Genomic DNA, 16,534 nt, shown 5'->3' with positions numbered 1-16,534 from the left:
GAAGTTTAAATAGGCGCTGATCGCAGATGTTCGAAGGAGATAATTATGGAAAATATCAAGAAAATTAATTTGTTACAGGCTCTTGTGGTGACCTTGGCGATCTATTGTATTGCGCCGGGGTTTGTTTTAGCTGAACAGAGCGCCTGGGACAAGGTCGGGCAACAGGTTGGGGAGACGGCCAGAGCTGTGGGTGATGCTTCTGCCGAGACCTGGCAGAAGACTAAAGAGACCAGTTCAGATGCCTGGGATAAGACCAAAGACGTAAGCGGCGAGACTTGGGATAAAACCAAAGGAACAAGTCACGAGGCATGGGATAAAACAAAGGACGGGAGTTCCAAGGCTGTAGATAAAAGCGGAGACGCTCTGGAGTCAGCAGGGGATAAGGCCGCAAGCCTCTGGGATAAGACCAAAAAAGGTACCAGTTCATGGTACAATAAAACCAAAAAGAAAGTACATGATATGACCGCGCCTGAAACTACTGAGAACTAAGAAGCAGGAGAGGAGAGTACATACGGGCGTGGTTGGCTGCAACCTGACCGGCAAATTTCACGAAAATCGCAAACTACCTCATCCGGTTACATCGAGGTTGTGATTTTCACCCTCCGGGCGTCCGTGAGAAGCGCCCCTGGGATGCAGGTCGATACAACCCTCAAATTTGAGCAGGCTGTTTCAACACGCGAAATAGGCACGTTAGTGATGCAGGAAAAGGGAGAGTTTTTCGAAACTCTCCCTTTTTTTTATCGTAGTGTGCTGATATGTGAGAGAGTACAATATCAGTTGAGTAGAGCTCCTGGTAATTGGCGGGCCGCGAGCTTTAAAGAAACCGCTCTAATTCAGAGAATGGATGCCATATGGAAGGTGTTATAAAATTCAATCTCCACTATACCCGGCAACCCTGCGTCACACCGGAGATGACTGCGGAGCTGAGTGGCTGGCGGTATATCATGCATAAACTGCAGCTGATCGGGCAGGATCAGGCTCGCTATATGGGGTACGGTTTTGGCAACCTCAGCAAACGTTGTGATGATGAACCGCAAAGCTTTATCATTACCGGAACCCAGACAGGCGGTTCATTGTTTCTGCCCCATACCGAATATAGCAAAGTAACTGCCTGTGATCCGTTTGATAACAGCATCACCGCCACAGGCATGACCAAGCCATCTTCCGAAGCTCTGACCCATGGTCAGCTCTATCAGATAGATAATGCGATTCAGTCTGTGCTGCACGTCCATTCGCCACGGATCTGGAACTATCGGGAGCAACTTGGTCTGCCGGTCACCAGGGAAGGGGCAGCCTATGGCACTGTGGAAATGGCCCTGGAGGTGGCCAGAATCTTCAGAGAATCTTCAGGTCAGAGTGCAAAGTGTTTCGTTATGGGCGGACACGAGGATGGTGTGGTCAGTTTTGGTGTATCAATCCAGGAAGCATGTGAGACAATGATAGCGGTACTTGCTCAAGCGGTGGCACTTGGAGGAGGGAAATAGGTGGTCGATGCAATCACGCCTCTCATCTCCATGGGAATGCGTTGGGAGCATGACACCTTCGCCATCCTGGACCAGACTATTCTGCCCCATGAAGAGCACTGGCTGATTTGCGATACTATAGATGACTTGATTGAGGCTATTCAACGCCTGGCGATTCGTGGTGCACCGGCCATCGGCATATCTTCGGCTCTGCTCCTGGCAACTTTAGCCATACGTGGTGCATCACCTTTTGAACTCGCCAGGGATGCTGCCCGATTACGCAAGGCCCGCCCCACAGCAGTTAACCTGATAAACAATATTGATCGCCTGGTAGAGAAAATTGACAGCCCGAATTACCCGGAATCGGTATTTGAGCAAGCACAGGCAATCTTTAACGAGGACCGAGACCTTTGTGATCGTATTGCAGATAACGGTGCAGCCTTGATAGGCAAAAATGAACGCATACTTACCCACTGCAATACCGGCGGGCTTGCAACTGCCGGAATCGGAACAGCCCTGGGCGTAATCCGCCGAGCCCATGAGCAGGGCAAGAACCCCATGGTCTGGGTTGATGAGACCCGACCGCTTTTACAGGGCGGCAGGCTCACCGCCTGGGAATGCGGCAAGCTTGGTATTCTCCATTCAATTATCTGTGATTCCGCCGCAGCAATGCTTATGCAAGGCGGCGAAGTTGATACCGTGCTGGTGGGTGCTGACCGGATAGCTGCCAACGGCGATTTCGCGAATAAAATAGGCACCTATAGCCTGGCAGTATTGGCTTCCTTTCATGAAATTCCTTTCTACGTTGTTGCACCGTCCACCACTCTTGATGGCAACTGCCCGACAGGTGCTGAAATTGAGATTGAAGAACGGGGCATGAACGAAGTACGCGGGGTGTCTGGAGTGGAGGGGACATATCTGTGGGCACCGAAGTCCAGTCCTGCGTTTAACCCCGCCTTTGATGTAACTCCCGCTGAATTGGTGACAGGTTGGGTACTGGATCGTGGTGTATATACACGGGAGCAGTATATCCAGAATTATCAGGAAACATCTTCGCTCTAAGGTGTGGAGTTGAAGTCAACTCCCAATTCCTTTAAACGGTGATCTGTCCTGCAGTATGGTGTTCTGGTAGAGACAGTTCACACTCTTTTGCGCAAAGGGCTTTCTCTTTTGGCAGGCTGTCTTATCCTTTAGCTATTCAGGCAGTTGCCTGGGTGGCGCTGCCTGAATAGCAGGCCGGCCCGCCAGTTACACACGCACGGGTAGGGGAAGGAGAGCCGGTGATAAAACCAGATTACTTACAGGTGACCTTATGATCGAGAAAACACAGACCGCTTCTGCAAAGAATATGGATCCCTTCTGGAAATGTGGAAATTGCGGTAATACGCTGCAGGCTCCTGCCGCGCCTGAGCAATGCCCAAGTTGTTCCAAAAAATGCGAATTCAAAGATGTCAGCTGTTATACTCCCGACTGCGGTGGGCCGGGAAAAATCGATCCCAGACTCGTCTGAGGCCGGTTGGCACATGGTGATGTCCTCTCCTGGCGCAGGGGGATTTTCTGCGCCGGGATGACTGCCTGAGTCTCGGATACCTGGTTCTGGTGTTCTTAATAAGACACCGCCGCACCGTTTTTTTCTCGTTGTTGGAAAATGCTGCCATACTTTTTCTGCTTAATATCCGCTCTTCATTCCTGTCGAGAACCCCTGTCTGAACGCGTTATAATCACAAGCTAATTGACCGATTGAATTTTCCTTGATAAGTACTATCTGGAATTGGTGTGTTCTATTTAAATTCAAGAAAACCGTGATCACTCGATGAGACAGAATAACGGAGAAGTTGTAAGCCCGGCCCTGGAAGTGAAAGGCAGCGTCCTGACCATAATCACGCTGCATATCATGGAAACGCAGCCTGACCGCCTGTATCCGCAGCTGGAGAAGAAATTCGGCAAGGCACAAGCGTTTTTCAAGAATGCCCCGGTGATATTGGACCTCGAAGAGATAGATAAAAAGGGGAAGGCCGAACTGGATTTTGGTCTGTTGGTCAATACCCTGCGAGAGTTCGGCCTGGTTCTGGTTGGTGTCCGGAGCAGTGATGCCTTTTTATGTGAACGGGTGGTGGAGGCAGGCTTGGGTTTACTTCCACCGGTCAAGAGCAGAAGTAGCAAAATCGTTCAGGATGATACTGAAGAATCAGAAACTCAATCTGAATCGCGGGATAGAAAAACCGCTAATGAATCCAGATCTGTAGCACCCACCAAAGTTATCAATCAGCCGGTCCGATCCGGGCAGCAGGTATTTGCCCCGGAGGGTGATCTTGTAATCCTCTCGTCGGTCAATGCCGGGGCCGAGGTGCTTGCTGCCGGAAATATTCATATTTATGGAGCACTGCGTGGGCGTGCGTTGGCTGGAATTAACGGAGATTCAACTTCACGCATTTTTAGTCTGCAGTCAGACCCTGAACTGATCGCTATCGCAGGGGAGTATATGGTTAATGAGTCACTTGACCAGAATGTACTGAACCACAGCGCGGTATTCTCCCTCAGTGATGGCAGCCTGAAGGCTCAGGTGGTTGGCTCATTCACACCGACTTGATAAATAAAAATAAATATATTCAACCTTTTGTAAGGTATACGTCATGGAAGATACAATACAGCCCTTGAATGAAAAAAGACCGCTGGGGCAGGTCGTGGTTGTCACCTCCGGTAAAGGCGGTGTCGGTAAAACCACCACCAGTGCAGCGTTTGCTGCAGGCCTCGCAGTACGTGGATATAAAACGGTTGTGATCGATTTTGATGTCGGTCTGCGCAATCTCGATCTTATCATGGGCTGCGAGAGGCGTGTTGTTTATGATCTCCTAAACGTAATCCATGGCGAGGGCTCACTTCATCAGGCTCTGATCAAAGATAAAAGGATTGCCAACCTCTCAATTCTCCCGGCCTCCCAGACCCGTGACAAGGATGCGTTGACCCTGGAAGGTGTCGGTGAGGTTATTGACGCTTTGCGGCAAAAATTTGATTACATCATCTGTGATTCCCCTGCCGGTATCGAAAAGGGTGCCATGACCGCTATGTATTACGCGGATGTGGCCTTGGTTGTGGCTAATCCGGAAATTTCTTCCGTCCGTGATTCAGACAGGATGATTGGTATTCTTGCCAGCAAGAGCCGGCGGGCAGAGCAGGATCTTGAGCCCATCAAGGAACATCTGATCATCACCCGCTACGATCCGAGCCGGGTAAACAAGGGAGAGATGCTGAGTGCAGACGACGTAAACCAGATTCTCGCCATCCCTTTCTTAGGAGTTGTGCCGGAATCGGAATATGTTCTGAATGCTTCAAATTCAGGTGTACCCGTTACTCTGGCCGACACAAACGATGCGGGCGATGCCTATTTCGATGTTATCGACCGCTTCCTTGGTAAAGACCATCCATTCCGTTTTATGGATGAAGAAAAGAAAAGTTTTCTCTCCCGTCTTTTTGGAACCTGATGCCATGAGTTTATTTAACGTATTCGGATCGAAAAAACAGGGTACTGCCTCCATTGCCAAGGAACGCTTGCAGATTATCGTCGCCCATGAGCGACGACACGCCTCCAGTCCCGACTATCTGCCTCAACTCCAGCAGGATATCCTCGAGGTGGTACGCAAGTATGTTCAGGTTCATGAAGACCAGATCTCTTTAAACGTCGACCGGCAGGATGACAGTGAAGTGCTTGAAGTGAATATCATGCTTTCAGATCACTAGGGTGTGAGAGGTGAGAAGTCTGTAACGTTACTTCTGACATCTATCCTCTATCCGCTAGAACAGCAAAAACCGGTCAACCATTGCGGTAGACCGGCTTTTAGTTCTGGCACGTTCTGGACATGCTAACTGCTATTTAGCTTGTTCAAGGGCAACCGAAACAGCAACAGAAGCACCCACCATAGGGTTGTTGCCCATGCCGATCAAACCCATCATTTCAACGTGGGCTGGAACGGAGGATGATCCTGCGAACTGGGCGTCGGAGTGCATGCGGCCCATGGTGTCGGTCATACCATAAGAGGCAGGTCCTGCGGCCATATTATCCGGGTGCAGGGTACGTCCGGTACCGCCGCCTGAGGCGACGCTGAAGTATTTCTTGCCTTCCTGCTGACACTCTTTCTTATAGGTGCCGGCAACGGGATGCTGGAAACGGGTCGGGTTGGTGGAGTTACCGGTGATAGAAACATCCACACCCTCGAGATGATTGATGGCCACACCTTCGCGAACATCGTCTGCACCGTAGCAGCGGACTTCTGCCCGTTCACCTTTTGAATAGGCGGTCTCGCCGACGATTTTCACCTCACCGGCAGCATAGTCGAACTGGGTCTGCACATAGGTGAATCCGTTGATACGGGAGATGATCTTGGCGGCATCCTTACCAAGCCCGTTCAGTATTACCCGCAATTGAGTCTGGCGTACGCGATTAGCTGACTTGGCGATACCGATGGCGCCCTCTGCAGCGGCAAAGGACTCGTGTCCGGCCAGAAAAGCGAAACATTTCGTCTCATCTTTTAAGAGCATGGAAGCGAGGTTGCCGTGGCCTAAGCCTACTTTGCGATCATCCGCGACGGAGCCGGGGATGCAGAAAGCCTGCAGACCTTCTCCAACGGTGGCGGCGATATCGGCGGCCCTGGTGAGATCTTTTCTGATCGCGATCGCAGCACCAAGGGTATACGCCCAGCAGGCGTTGTCAAAGCAGATCGGCTGGATGGAACGAACGATCTCGGCCACATCCACACCTTTGGCCAGGCAAATCTCACGCGCTTCTTCCAGGCTCTTCATATCATACGCTTCCAGGACCGGAGTAATCTGACCGATCCGTCTGTCATAACTTTCAAACAGTGCCATTGTCAGTCTCCTTATTCGTGTCTTGGATCGATGGTTTTAACTGCGTCTGCAAAACGGCCATAGGTGCCGGATGCGGATTGTAATGCTTCGGCGGGATCGATACCTTTTTTAATAGCATCCATCATGCGGCCCAGGTTGACGAAGGTATAACCGATGATCTCATCGTTTTCATCCAGACCGATCTCGGTAACATAGCCTTCTGCAGTCTCGAGATAGCGGGGGCCTTTGGCTGCGGTACCGTAGGTGGTGCCGGTAACGGAGCGCAGGCCTTTGCCGAGATCTTCCATACCGGCGCCGACAGGCAGCCCGCCCTCTGAAAATGCTGATTGGCTGCGGCCGTAAACGATCTGCAGGAACAGTTCCCGCATGGCGACGTTGATGGCGTCACAAACCAGGTCGGTGTTCATCGCCTCGAGGATGGTTTTACCTGGCAGGATTTCTGAGGCCATGGCGGCAGAGTGGGTCATGCCTGTGCAACCCAGGGTCTCGATCAGCGCTTCTTCAATTATGCCGTTCTTGATATTGAGGGTCAGTTTGGCAGCACCCTGTTGTGGTGCACACCAGCCAACACCGTGGGTAAGACCACTGATATCGGTTACTTCTCTGGCCTTTGTCCAACCGCCTTCCTGGGGTATGGGGGAGGGGCCATGATTTGCCCCCTGCGCAACGCGGCACATCTCCATGATTTCTGAAGTGTATTGCATGCTCAACTCCTTGAACTGGATGATAAATAAAAGTTATCTCTTATGATTTTTACAGGTTGTCACCTGCGAAAAAAATGTGAAAGTGAACAGGGATAACCAGTGTATATAGAACTCACAAACCCCTCTAACATAATGAAATTGAATCATAATGTCATAGCATTTTTTCTGAAATAAGCCTGGTGGCATATTTGTATGGGTACACGAAGAGTTATTGTGTGGGCAAAAGGTATCAATCCGCCGGTGCGGAGATCAGCAATACTGGATTCTGCCCAAAGAGTACCTACTGTTACCGAATGAAAACCCTGACCCTGGCCTTGTCTACCCATCGACCGGAAACCCTGCAGAGAACTGCCGAGTTGATGTCTCTCAGCAAGCTGATAGTGCTTGAAGAGCCGTCGCACCCTGACTTTTACAGGATGTTGGAGGGCCAGCAGTCTATTGAAGATCACCTGCTGGAACTCGACGTCGAATATCCGCTTTTTTCTACCGAGCAGTACCGGCTGGTCAGGGATTTTCACAGACTGGGCAAAAAGGTGATGCAGGTTGAGCCGTTCTGGCATCATCTCTATCGGATACAGGATTTCCTGGCGGATGGTAATGGTCCGGCTGATATAGATCGCTCCTCAGTGGAGTTTCAGGTATATGATCACGAACGGGTAGCCACCGGGCGGTTGATAGCCTATTACAAGGCGGTGCGGGGAACAGATTATCTGAAAATCCTAAGGACCATGGACCTTTTCGCCCGGGCTGATGCGGCGCGCTTCAGGCTGCGCGACCAATTGCGGACGACTGAGATCATGAAGTTATTGCCGCACAGCGACAGCATCTATGTGGAAGCCGGGGCCATGCACCTGTTGCTGAAGAAATACCTCTTTCAGCAGTTAGCCGCCGAAGGCGGGGGCTGGCGGTTGAAAACACATTTCATCGAACTTGAGGAGATGCGCGCAAGCGGCTATATGGGCAGCATGGTTGCCCCGGGCGATGAATTGACCCTGGCATATATGTTTGGCAGAAAGATCAGTAAAGCCCGCGCCGAAATGCTCTGTGCCCAGACCCTGGTCTATGCCAAGCTGGTCTGGAAAGAAGAGATTCTGGAAGACAAAGAAAACTTTCCTTACACCAGAAATGACCTGGAGACCATAAAGATTGCCCGGATGCTTGATCTGAATGCGTGCCGGGAACTGTTTTTTGCATTGCGACCATTGGGCCGATCAGAAGCGGTGGAGTATGTGCAGGGCTATTTGAGAAAAAATTAAGGCAGGCGGGGAGGAGCGAGTGAGGGGCATCCCCTCACTCGCTCCTCCTGACTTCTCACGAAGATTTTTCCGAAGGAAAAATCTTCCCGGGGTTCATGATATTCTTCGGATCCAGTGCTCTTTTAATAGTCACCATGCAATCTCTGGTGGCCTGATCAAGCTCCATGGCGATAAAGGGTAGCTTAGTAATGCCGATGCCATGTTCCCCACTTACAGACCCGCCCAGTTCAAGGGCAGCGGCAAAGACCTCTTTCAGGGTTTTGTCGACTTTGTTCTGGGTTCCCGGAACTTTCAGATCGACCATCACATTGACATGGATATTGCCATCACCAGCATGGCCGAAATTGACGATCGGCACGCCGAATTTCTCCGAGATCGCTTCGAGTTTTCTGATCATCTCGGGGATTCGGGAACGGGGTACGACAATATCTTCGTTGAATTTGTCCGGTGCTACATTTCTCAGGCTCGCACTGACACTGCGGCGCATCTTCCAAATTTTGTCTGATTCTTCAGGAGTGGTTGCGACCTGGGTGGTAACGATACCCAAAGGTTCAATGATTTCAATAATTCGGTTGATCTGTTTGGTCAGCAGTTCGGGTTCGCCATCGACTTCAATGATCAGCAGGGCTTCGGAGCTTTCGGGGATATCTGCATTCACCCCTTCCCGCAGGCACTCGAGGGTGGATTTATCCAGAAATTCAAGAGTTGTGGGAATGATCTTGCCCTTGATGATTGCCGATACTGCGCGGGCAGCACCATCGATGGAGGTGAATTGAGCCATCATGGTCTGCTTGGCTTCCGGCTTTGGCACCAGTTTCAGGGTGATCTCAGTGATGATACCGAGAGTTCCTTCGGAGCCGGTAAAGAGCTTGGTGAGGTCGTAGCCGACCACGTTTTTCATGGTCGGCCCACCGGTGCGGATAATATCGCCGGTGGGGGTAACAACTTCCAGGCCGAGGACATAATCCTTGGTGACTCCATACTTCACACAGCGAGGGCCTCCGGCGCATTCGGCCACGTTGCCGCCCATGGTCGAAAAATCGAGTGAAGCGGGGTCCGGCGGGTAGAACAGGCCGAGAGCTTCCACATGCTGCTGAAGCTGCAAGGTGATGACTCCAGGCTGGATAACCGCCACCAGGTTGTCTTCATCCACCTCAAGAATCTGGTTCATATCGGTCAGAACCAGGACGATACCGCCCTTAATCGGCACGGTGCCGCCGCTGAAGCCGCTGCCGGCACCCCGGGGGATGACCGGGATATTTTCCCTGTTGGCGAGTTTGACGATTTGGGAAACCTGCTCTGTGGTTGACACGTGAACCACCAGATCCGGCATATGTTCTTCGCCGGTGGCGTCGTAGGAGTAGGCAATTTTATCCTCAACGGAGCCAAAGACCTTATCCTTACCTACTATGTTTTCAATTTCGCGTTGAATTGCGTTGTTCATGGCACTGCATATCTCCTTGCGGGTATCTCTTTACGCTGAAGCCGGTTGACTCGCGTTAGGATTTTTTTTATGGGCTTTCATTGTAAAGTTTACGACAAATAGCAGCAAGAAAAGTATTGCGGCAACGCCATGAATGACGAGTGAAGCTGGTTTTAACAGGAAAAAAGCCAGTACCAGCAGAGCAATACGTACCAGTGGCGGGACGGGATTTTCCATATGCCCCTGAATGGCGCTGGTGAAGCAATAGAGCCCGAGCAGGGCGAAAAATGAGATGGTGAGAACTTCGGCAAGTGAGCCGCCGAGCAGATTGGTGTAGGCGAAAAGAAGCGGTATGATATAAAGGCCTTTGGCGACCTTCCAGGATTGAAAACCGGTGGCCATCGGCGGTGTACCGGCAATGGCGGCGCCGGTGAAGGCGGCGAGGCAGACCGGCGGGGTGACGTTGGAGTCCTGGCTGAGCCAGAAGATGATCATATGGGCCGAAAGTAGAGCGAAAGTGGCTGCTTCCGGAGCAATGAGCATAGTGCGCAGGGTATCGCTCAGCTCCAGTGGCACCGAAGCAAACAATTCCCTGGCCTGGGCCAGGGGCATGACCTGGCCCAGAAGCTCAGCTTTGTCGGGGACCGCCATCATAAAGATCATTTTAGCGTCTTCACTCAGCATACCGCTGGCGATGGTCTGGGCGATCTGGCCGTCTGCTATGAGTGTATAAAGCGCCGGGGCGGACAGGGTGCCAAGCACGATATAGGAAGCAGTGACCGGCAACCCCATGCCGAGCACCAGCGAGGCCAGGGCGATAAGCAGGATTGCTATCAGCATGTTGTCACCGGACCATTCGGTAATCATCAGTGAAAAGGTGTTGCCGATTCCGGCGGTGGCGATAACATTGACAACCAGGCCGACACTGCAGAGCAGAATGGCGGTCATCACCATATTGCGCGCACCCAGGGCCAGCGCCTCCATGATCGCCTGAACACCCATCCTGTTCGGGGTCATCCACGATGAGACGACAACAGAGAGAATGGCAAAGCCTGCGGCGTAGGTGGGAGTAAAGCCATAAATCAGCATACCGATCAGGATAGATACCGGCAGCAGAAAGGGCAGGCCGCCTTCTTTCAAAACTTTCATGACGCCCAGTTTTTCATCTTCGACGATACCTATACCGGTACGTTTAGCCTCGATGCGCACGAAAAAACCGACTGTGGCGAAATAAAGTATCGCGGGCAGGATCGAGTAGAGCACGATGGTGGTGTAAGGGATCTGGGTGTAACTGGCCATTACAAAGGCGCCGGCACCCATGATTGGCGGCATAAGCTGACCGCCGGTAGAAGCCGCTGCTTCAACACCTGCGGCGAAGCGGGCTTCAAAGCCTGCCCGTTTCATCAGCGGGATGGTGATGACTCCTGTGGAGGCTGTGTTGGCCACAGCAGAGCCGGAAATGGTACCGGTAAGCCCGGAAGCAAAAACCGCCACCAGTCCGGGGCCCCCAATCATCCTGCCGGCCACGGCCCTGGCAAGATTTATGACAAAGTCCCCGGCTCCGGAGCGAAGTAAAAATGCGCCGAAGAGGATGAACATGAAAACGAAGGTTGACGATATTCTGGCGATGTTGCCGAACAGACCATCATCACCATACACCGAGCGGAAAAGTATTGTTTCAGCCGAAAGTCCGCTGAATCTGAATACTCCGCCCACATACTCACCCCACCAGCCCACATAACTCAGGGCGAGCAGGATCAGCACCGGGATAATCCAACCGGTGGCCCTTCTGGTAAACTCAACTGCGGTGAGGATGAGGATGGTACCTGCAACCCACTCAATGCTGCTGAGATGAACACCGCGGGCGTAAATGGCATCTTCCATAGCGATCATATAAATCGCGCAGAATGCTGCAGTAACACCGAGCAGGCAGTCAAAGACCAGACCGAAGCGGCCTCGTTTTTTACCTACTCCCCGAAAGGGGTAGACAAGGGCGCAGAGAATGGCGAAGCCGGAATAATGCAGTGCGTTCTGGGTAAGCGTTGGGAGCACACCGAAGATATTGAAGTAGATGTGAACCAAAGAGACGAGGATACCTATATAAAAGATAGCTTTACCGGCAAATCCCTTGGTTGGCATGAAAATGTCGTCGGTTTGCATGAGGTGCTCCCGTAATGCTGATTCAATTACTGGTAGAAGGTAATACAGAAAACCGGCTCCCGAAAAAAGGGGAGCCGGTATGTTCGAACAAAGAAATTTGCTTGCTGTCGATTAATCGGCGATCAGTTTTTCAGGGATCTCAAGACCAGCTTCCTTGAAATATTTCACGGCGCCGGGGTGCAGGGGCATTGGCAGACCGGCGATGGCTTTTTCAAGTTGCATCACGGCAGTGGCCTTGTGGATTGCGTTTAAAAATGCCAGATTCTCGTAAATGGTCTTGGTGATTTTATAGACGGCTTCGTCATCCACATCTGCACGGACAGCAAGAAAGTTTGGCTGTGCGATGGTCTTGATGTCTTTTTCCTGGCCCGGATAGGTGCCGGCCTTGATAATGTATTCAGTCCAGAGTCCGAGGCCGCCGTCAGCTTTTGCGGCCTGCTCATCGGTGAACTCAAGGAGTTTTGCTTTGTCTCCCATGGCGGCGATGGCGCGGGTTACAGCTCCCGTAGGGGTTCCTGCCGGGGTGGACATTCCTGCCACCTGACCATTTTGCAGGGCATCGGCGCTGGGGCCGTAGCCGACATAAACCAGGTCAAAATCATTGGCTGGATCCATGCCAAGATTTTCAAGCAGGACGGTATTGGAGCCGAGGGTGCCACTGTTCTTCTTGCCAAGCGCCATACGGCTGCCTTTTAAGGCGAGAACATCCTCGATGGTTCCGGTGGCGGCTTTGTCGGCGGCGATGGTAAATTGTTCAACATTTTGCCAGAGCATGGTTACCGAGCGCAGCCCTTTTTGTGGGCCTTCGTTTTTGATCGGACCCTTGCCGTTCCAGGCATAGTAGCCATAGAGGCCCTGAAGAATAGCAAATTGCGCTTCATTGTCCCGCAGCAGCTTGATGTTTTCACCTGAGCCTGCAGAGTTGATAGCAGACATGCCGATCCCTTCTGTAGGCTGTAGCTTCACCTTGGTCAGGGTCGAGATGGCTACGCCAACAGGGTAATAGGTGCCGCCTGTGCTGGCAGTGGCGAGCAGGTAGTTCTTCTCTTCGGCCGCGGTGGCAGCGGCAGTCGAGAGCAGGGTGGCAGTAAAGGCTACCAGGGCACAACGGGCTATCGCCGATGTAATTTTCATAACTTCCTCCTTGATAGATGGGTGGGTTGACCTCCAACCGTTACTTCGTGTTTGTTAGATTTCCAAGTTGCCATATAGCAAGAGGCGGGCCATGGCGGATTGCAGAATGGCGGTTGTGAAAGAGACGCGTATTAGGCTATTTACAAGAATGCCCGCATAGAGTCCGGGAGTCAATCGGCAAAATTTTGCCTATGGGGAACTGGCTATCGGCAAGATCTTGCTTATGGTTTCGCTCATGATTTGGCATTGATTGCATATCGTATTGATTTCGTGCTATGAATCAGAGTTGGGCCAGCAGTGAGAAGAGTCTGACAACTGGAACGGTTCTTGTTCTTTATGTTGCTTGACGGCAGGGAAAGGCGAAGAGTCTGACGCCTGCGAGAGTGAATTCAATGATGGCTGGCAATATGGAGGGTAAATGCAGCAGATAGAACTTCCCTACGGACAGGGATTAGATGGCGGTAAGGGATATCGCTCGCTCAACATTTCTCAGGATGCGGTTCACTACTCATTCAGGGAACCGGAATATGCGGTTGAAGAGAGTGATTTCCGAATGAGGTTACGGGATCTCGTTGAGCCGGTGTTGATGCAACGGGGCAAAAGTACCAATGTCGCCATTGTGGTGGCTGACAAGACACGGCTCTGCGGGTATACAACCATCCTTCCCTGGGTGGTGACTACATTGCAGGAGCTGGACGTTGATCCGGCAGAGATAACCTTTTTTATCGCCTATGGCACTCATCCGAGGCAGAGCGATGACGAGTGTCTGAAAGCCTATGGTGAAGTGTATAACAACTATCGTTTTATTCACCACGATTGTGAAAAGAAAGAACAGTTCCAGGAACTGGGGAAAACCGGCAGAGGGACACCGGTTCGGGTCCGCAAAGAACTCTGTTCCGCCGGGCTGGTACTGACTGTCGGTGCCCTGTCTCACCATTACTTTGCCGGTTACGGGGGCGGCAGAAAACTTATTTTTCCCGGGCTCGGTGAACGGGAGGCGATTTATGCCAATCATCGACTTTTCCTCGACCCAGAGCAATCAACTCTATCAGCCGGCTGCCGACCCGGAAATCTGGTGGGCAATCCCCTGGCTGATGATTTGCGTGATATGCAGTCAAGGATGCCGGACTACCATTCGATTCACGGTATTCTCGACAGCAAAGGTGAGGTGGCGAGATTCATTTTTGGTGACAGCTACCAGGATTTCCTGGCAGCCTGTGATGAGCTGGACAGCTATTATACCGTTGAACAAAAAGAACAATATCCGCTGGTAATTGCCTCTGCCGGCGGCTTTCCCAAGGATATTAATTTCATCCAGAGCCATAAGTCGATTCATAATGCGGCTCCGCTGGTTGAAGATGGTGGTACGCTGATAATGTTTGCTGAGTGCCGGGACGGGATAGGCTCCAAGACCTTTTTACCATATTTTCGGATGGGGGGCTGGAAGCAGGCCTTTACTGAACTGGTTGCGTGCTATGTCGGCAACGGTGGTACGGCCCTGGCTATGATGGAGAAGACCAGACGTATTCGTATTGCTCTGATCACCGATCTTGATGAGGAAATCTGTCGTGAGATCGGGGTGAAAAAAATATCGCCGGATCAGGCACAGCTGGTACTTGACGATCTTGATACTGATTGCAGGGTTGGGATTGTCGCGAATAGTTCTCTTCTGGTCACGAAACAGAAAACCGGTATCGCTGGCGGGAAGACAGTTGTTCAACCATGAGACCTGCCACTGCAAGCGGCACAGCCCACCGCAATAAGAAAGTCACATGGCTGCTGGCAGCGTCTTTTCTTGTGCTGCTTGGCGCTGCTGCCTGGGCACTGTGCCGTTATGTGGAGCAGCAGGCTATGCACGATCTACAGCGCGACGGGCGTACCAGGGCAGGGTATTACTCGCGGGTGTTGGTGGACAGCCTGGAAAAATACCGTCATCTTCCCTATGTATTGGCACGGGATGCGCGAATTCGCTCCCTGTTGAAAGGTGAGCTGGATGAGATACGGGTCAATCCGCATCTGGAAGATTTCGGCGCAGCGACAGGTTGCCTCATTTTCGTACTGGATAAGGGTGGGACCACGGTAGCAGCCAGTAACTGGCGCGGTGAATTCTCCCTGCTTGGCCAGAATTTTAACTTTCGCCCCTATTTCCTCGACGCCAGAAGGGGGGATTCCGGCGGTTATTATGCGGTTGGGCTTCGAACGAGAAAGCCAGGTTATTTCATCTCATCTCCTGTTTATGAAAATGGGGTCCTGCTCGGGGTAGTTGCAGTAAAGGTGGACCTCGGATCATTGCAGCAGAGTTGGCGGGATGGTGATGAGACGATTCTGGTGAGTGATTTTTACGGGGTTTTTATTTTATCAACCAGTGACGAATACCGTTACCGGACTATAGAGCAGCTCTCAAAACCAACCAGAAAAAGGCTCATTACCAACCAGTATCTTGAAAAAGAGTTGGAAGTCCTGCCCATGGTGCGACAAAACAGCGCATTCGGCAACATCCTGGAAATCGGTCAGGACACCTATCTGGAAACATCGAATCAGCTGCCGGAATATGGTTGGAGGCTGCACTACCTGCAAAGCCTGGCACCGGTGGCGACCTTGATGCGGGCAACCCAGATTGCGGCCATTGCCGCCTCGGTTATTATTTTTCTGATGGTCCTCTACCTGAGGGAACGAAAGGCGAAACAAATTTCACTCACAAAAGCCACGGAAGCAGAGGCTGTTCGCGAGCTGAACCTGCTTTTGCAAAAGGAGGTTCAGGAGCATAAGCGGACCGAGAAGAGTCTTCGGGAAACCCAGCGGGAACTTATCCAGACAGGAAAGCTTGCTGCGCTGGGCCGGATGTCGGCCGCCGTGGCCCATGAACTCAATCAGCCGGTGACAGCAATCCGGACATTTCTGGCGAGTTGTTCTATTTTACTGGAGCGGGGCAGGCATGATGAGGTGAAGAAAAACCTGTCGTTGATCGGTTCTCTTACGGACCGGATGGCTTCAATCACAGCGCAGCTTAAAAATTTTTCCCGGAAAAATATCGGTCGAAGTGAACCGGTGGACCTGGTGGTCTGTGTAGAGAATGTACTTCAATTTCTCTCGGCTCAGTTAGCAGAAAAGAATATCGCTGTCTCCACTGAACTGTTGCCGAAAGGCTGTGCAGTTATCCAAGGGCATCCGGTCAGGGTGGAGCAGGTGGTGATTAATCTGCTGGTGAACAGTATGGATGCACTCAAAGAGCGGGATGATGGCAGGGTTGATATTGAGATTACAGCAGGTGACGGCAAAGCCCGGTTGCAGGTTACAGATAATGGCGCAGGCATCGCGGCCGATGTTATGGAGTATCTTTTCGAGCCGTTTTTTACCACAAAGCAAGATGGCGACGGTTTAGGGCTGGGGCTGTCAATTAGCTACTCGATATTGCAGGAGCTGGGAGCAACAATTATTGCGAGTAATGGTGATGGAGGCGGAGCCTGTTTTCTGCTCAGTTTTCCTCTCGGTAATAATGCTGACATGCAGATGCAATAATATGAGACGAGA

Annotated in this window: 15 protein-coding genes; 10 read left to right on the top strand and 5 right to left on the bottom strand. The window is 51.7% G+C overall.

The window, feature by feature from the left end; all coding sequences use genetic code 11:
- Window positions 1-45: 45 nt before the first annotated feature.
- From ACN5NT_RS04300 to minE, 7 genes are all read left to right on the top strand, one after another.
- Complete coding sequence (locus ACN5NT_RS04300) at window positions 46-489, top strand: hypothetical protein (protein WP_419174620.1); 444 nt, start codon at window positions 46-48, stop codon at window positions 487-489.
- 362 nt (window positions 490-851) lie between these two features.
- Complete coding sequence (locus tag ACN5NT_RS04295; protein WP_419174619.1) at window positions 852-1,484, top strand: class II aldolase/adducin family protein; 633 nt, start codon at window positions 852-854, stop codon at window positions 1,482-1,484.
- Window positions 1,485-1,514: 30 nt separating this feature from the next.
- Window positions 1,515-2,525 carry an S-methyl-5-thioribose-1-phosphate isomerase gene (mtnA, locus tag ACN5NT_RS04290; RefSeq protein WP_419174755.1) on the top strand — a complete coding sequence of 337 codons (1,011 nt, stop codon included), beginning with the start codon at window positions 1,515-1,517 and terminating at the stop codon, window positions 2,523-2,525.
- A gap of 250 nt (window positions 2,526-2,775) precedes the next feature.
- Window positions 2,776-2,973, top strand: a complete 198-nt coding sequence (locus tag ACN5NT_RS04285; protein ID WP_419174618.1) for a rubredoxin-like domain-containing protein — start codon at window positions 2,776-2,778, stop codon at window positions 2,971-2,973.
- 303 nt (window positions 2,974-3,276) lie between these two features.
- A complete protein-coding gene (minC, locus tag ACN5NT_RS04280) occupies window positions 3,277-4,053 on the top strand; it encodes a septum site-determining protein MinC (RefSeq protein WP_419174617.1) in 777 nt (258 codons plus the stop codon).
- Window positions 4,054-4,096: 43 nt separating this feature from the next.
- Entirely contained in the window at window positions 4,097-4,945 is an 849-nt protein-coding gene (minD, locus tag ACN5NT_RS04275) for a septum site-determining protein MinD (protein WP_228721415.1), read from the top strand.
- Between the two features lie 4 nt (window positions 4,946-4,949).
- A complete protein-coding gene (minE, locus tag ACN5NT_RS04270) occupies window positions 4,950-5,201 on the top strand; it encodes a cell division topological specificity factor MinE (protein ID WP_419174616.1) in 252 nt (83 codons plus the stop codon).
- Between the two features lie 129 nt (window positions 5,202-5,330).
- Here the strand turns inward: minE and ACN5NT_RS04265 are convergent, their stop codons facing one another.
- Window positions 5,331-6,326, bottom strand: a complete 996-nt coding sequence (locus ACN5NT_RS04265) for a GGGtGRT protein (RefSeq protein WP_136795346.1) — start codon at window positions 6,324-6,326, stop codon at window positions 5,331-5,333.
- An 11-nt stretch (window positions 6,327-6,337) separates the two neighbouring features.
- Complete coding sequence (locus ACN5NT_RS04260) at window positions 6,338-7,030, bottom strand: iron-sulfur cluster assembly scaffold protein (protein ID WP_136795345.1); 693 nt, start codon at window positions 7,028-7,030, stop codon at window positions 6,338-6,340.
- A 215-nt stretch (window positions 7,031-7,245) separates the two neighbouring features.
- Here ACN5NT_RS04260 and ACN5NT_RS04255 point away from each other — a divergent pair, with 215 nt between their 5' ends.
- Window positions 7,246-8,286, top strand: coding sequence for a hypothetical protein (locus ACN5NT_RS04255; protein ID WP_419174615.1), 1,041 nt, complete (start codon window positions 7,246-7,248; stop codon window positions 8,284-8,286).
- A 55-nt stretch (window positions 8,287-8,341) separates the two neighbouring features.
- Here the strand turns inward: ACN5NT_RS04255 and ACN5NT_RS04250 are convergent, their stop codons facing one another.
- The 3 genes from ACN5NT_RS04250 to ACN5NT_RS04240 form a co-directional block, all read right to left on the bottom strand.
- Window positions 8,342-9,730 (bottom strand): FAD-binding oxidoreductase, encoded by a 1,389-nt coding sequence (locus ACN5NT_RS04250; protein ID WP_419174614.1) that lies wholly within the window; start codon window positions 9,728-9,730, stop codon window positions 8,342-8,344.
- Window positions 9,731-9,760: 30 nt separating this feature from the next.
- Window positions 9,761-11,869 (bottom strand): TRAP transporter permease, encoded by a 2,109-nt coding sequence (locus ACN5NT_RS04245; protein ID WP_419174613.1) that lies wholly within the window; start codon window positions 11,867-11,869, stop codon window positions 9,761-9,763.
- Between the two features lie 111 nt (window positions 11,870-11,980).
- Entirely contained in the window at window positions 11,981-13,003 is a 1,023-nt protein-coding gene (locus tag ACN5NT_RS04240; RefSeq protein ID WP_136795341.1) for a TAXI family TRAP transporter solute-binding subunit, read from the bottom strand.
- A 418-nt stretch (window positions 13,004-13,421) separates the two neighbouring features.
- On the opposite strand from ACN5NT_RS04240, the gene larA reads away from it, so the two are divergent.
- Together larA and ACN5NT_RS04230 are read left to right on the top strand one after the other, a co-directional pair.
- Entirely contained in the window at window positions 13,422-14,729 is a 1,308-nt protein-coding gene (gene larA, locus ACN5NT_RS04235) for a nickel-dependent lactate racemase (RefSeq protein ID WP_419174612.1), read from the top strand.
- A complete protein-coding gene (locus tag ACN5NT_RS04230) occupies window positions 14,726-16,522 on the top strand; it encodes a sensor histidine kinase (protein WP_419174611.1) in 1,797 nt (598 codons plus the stop codon). Before larA ends, ACN5NT_RS04230 begins: the two co-directional genes overlap by 4 nt.
- Window positions 16,523-16,534: the final 12 nt, after the last annotated feature.

The sequence above is a fragment of the Desulfosediminicola sp. genome (genome assembly GCF_048381775.1).
In the GTDB taxonomy this organism is placed as follows: domain Bacteria; phylum Desulfobacterota; class Desulfobulbia; order Desulfobulbales; family Desulfocapsaceae; genus Desulfopila; species Desulfopila ganghwensis.
This window is presented reverse-complemented; position numbering and strand designations above follow the sequence as displayed.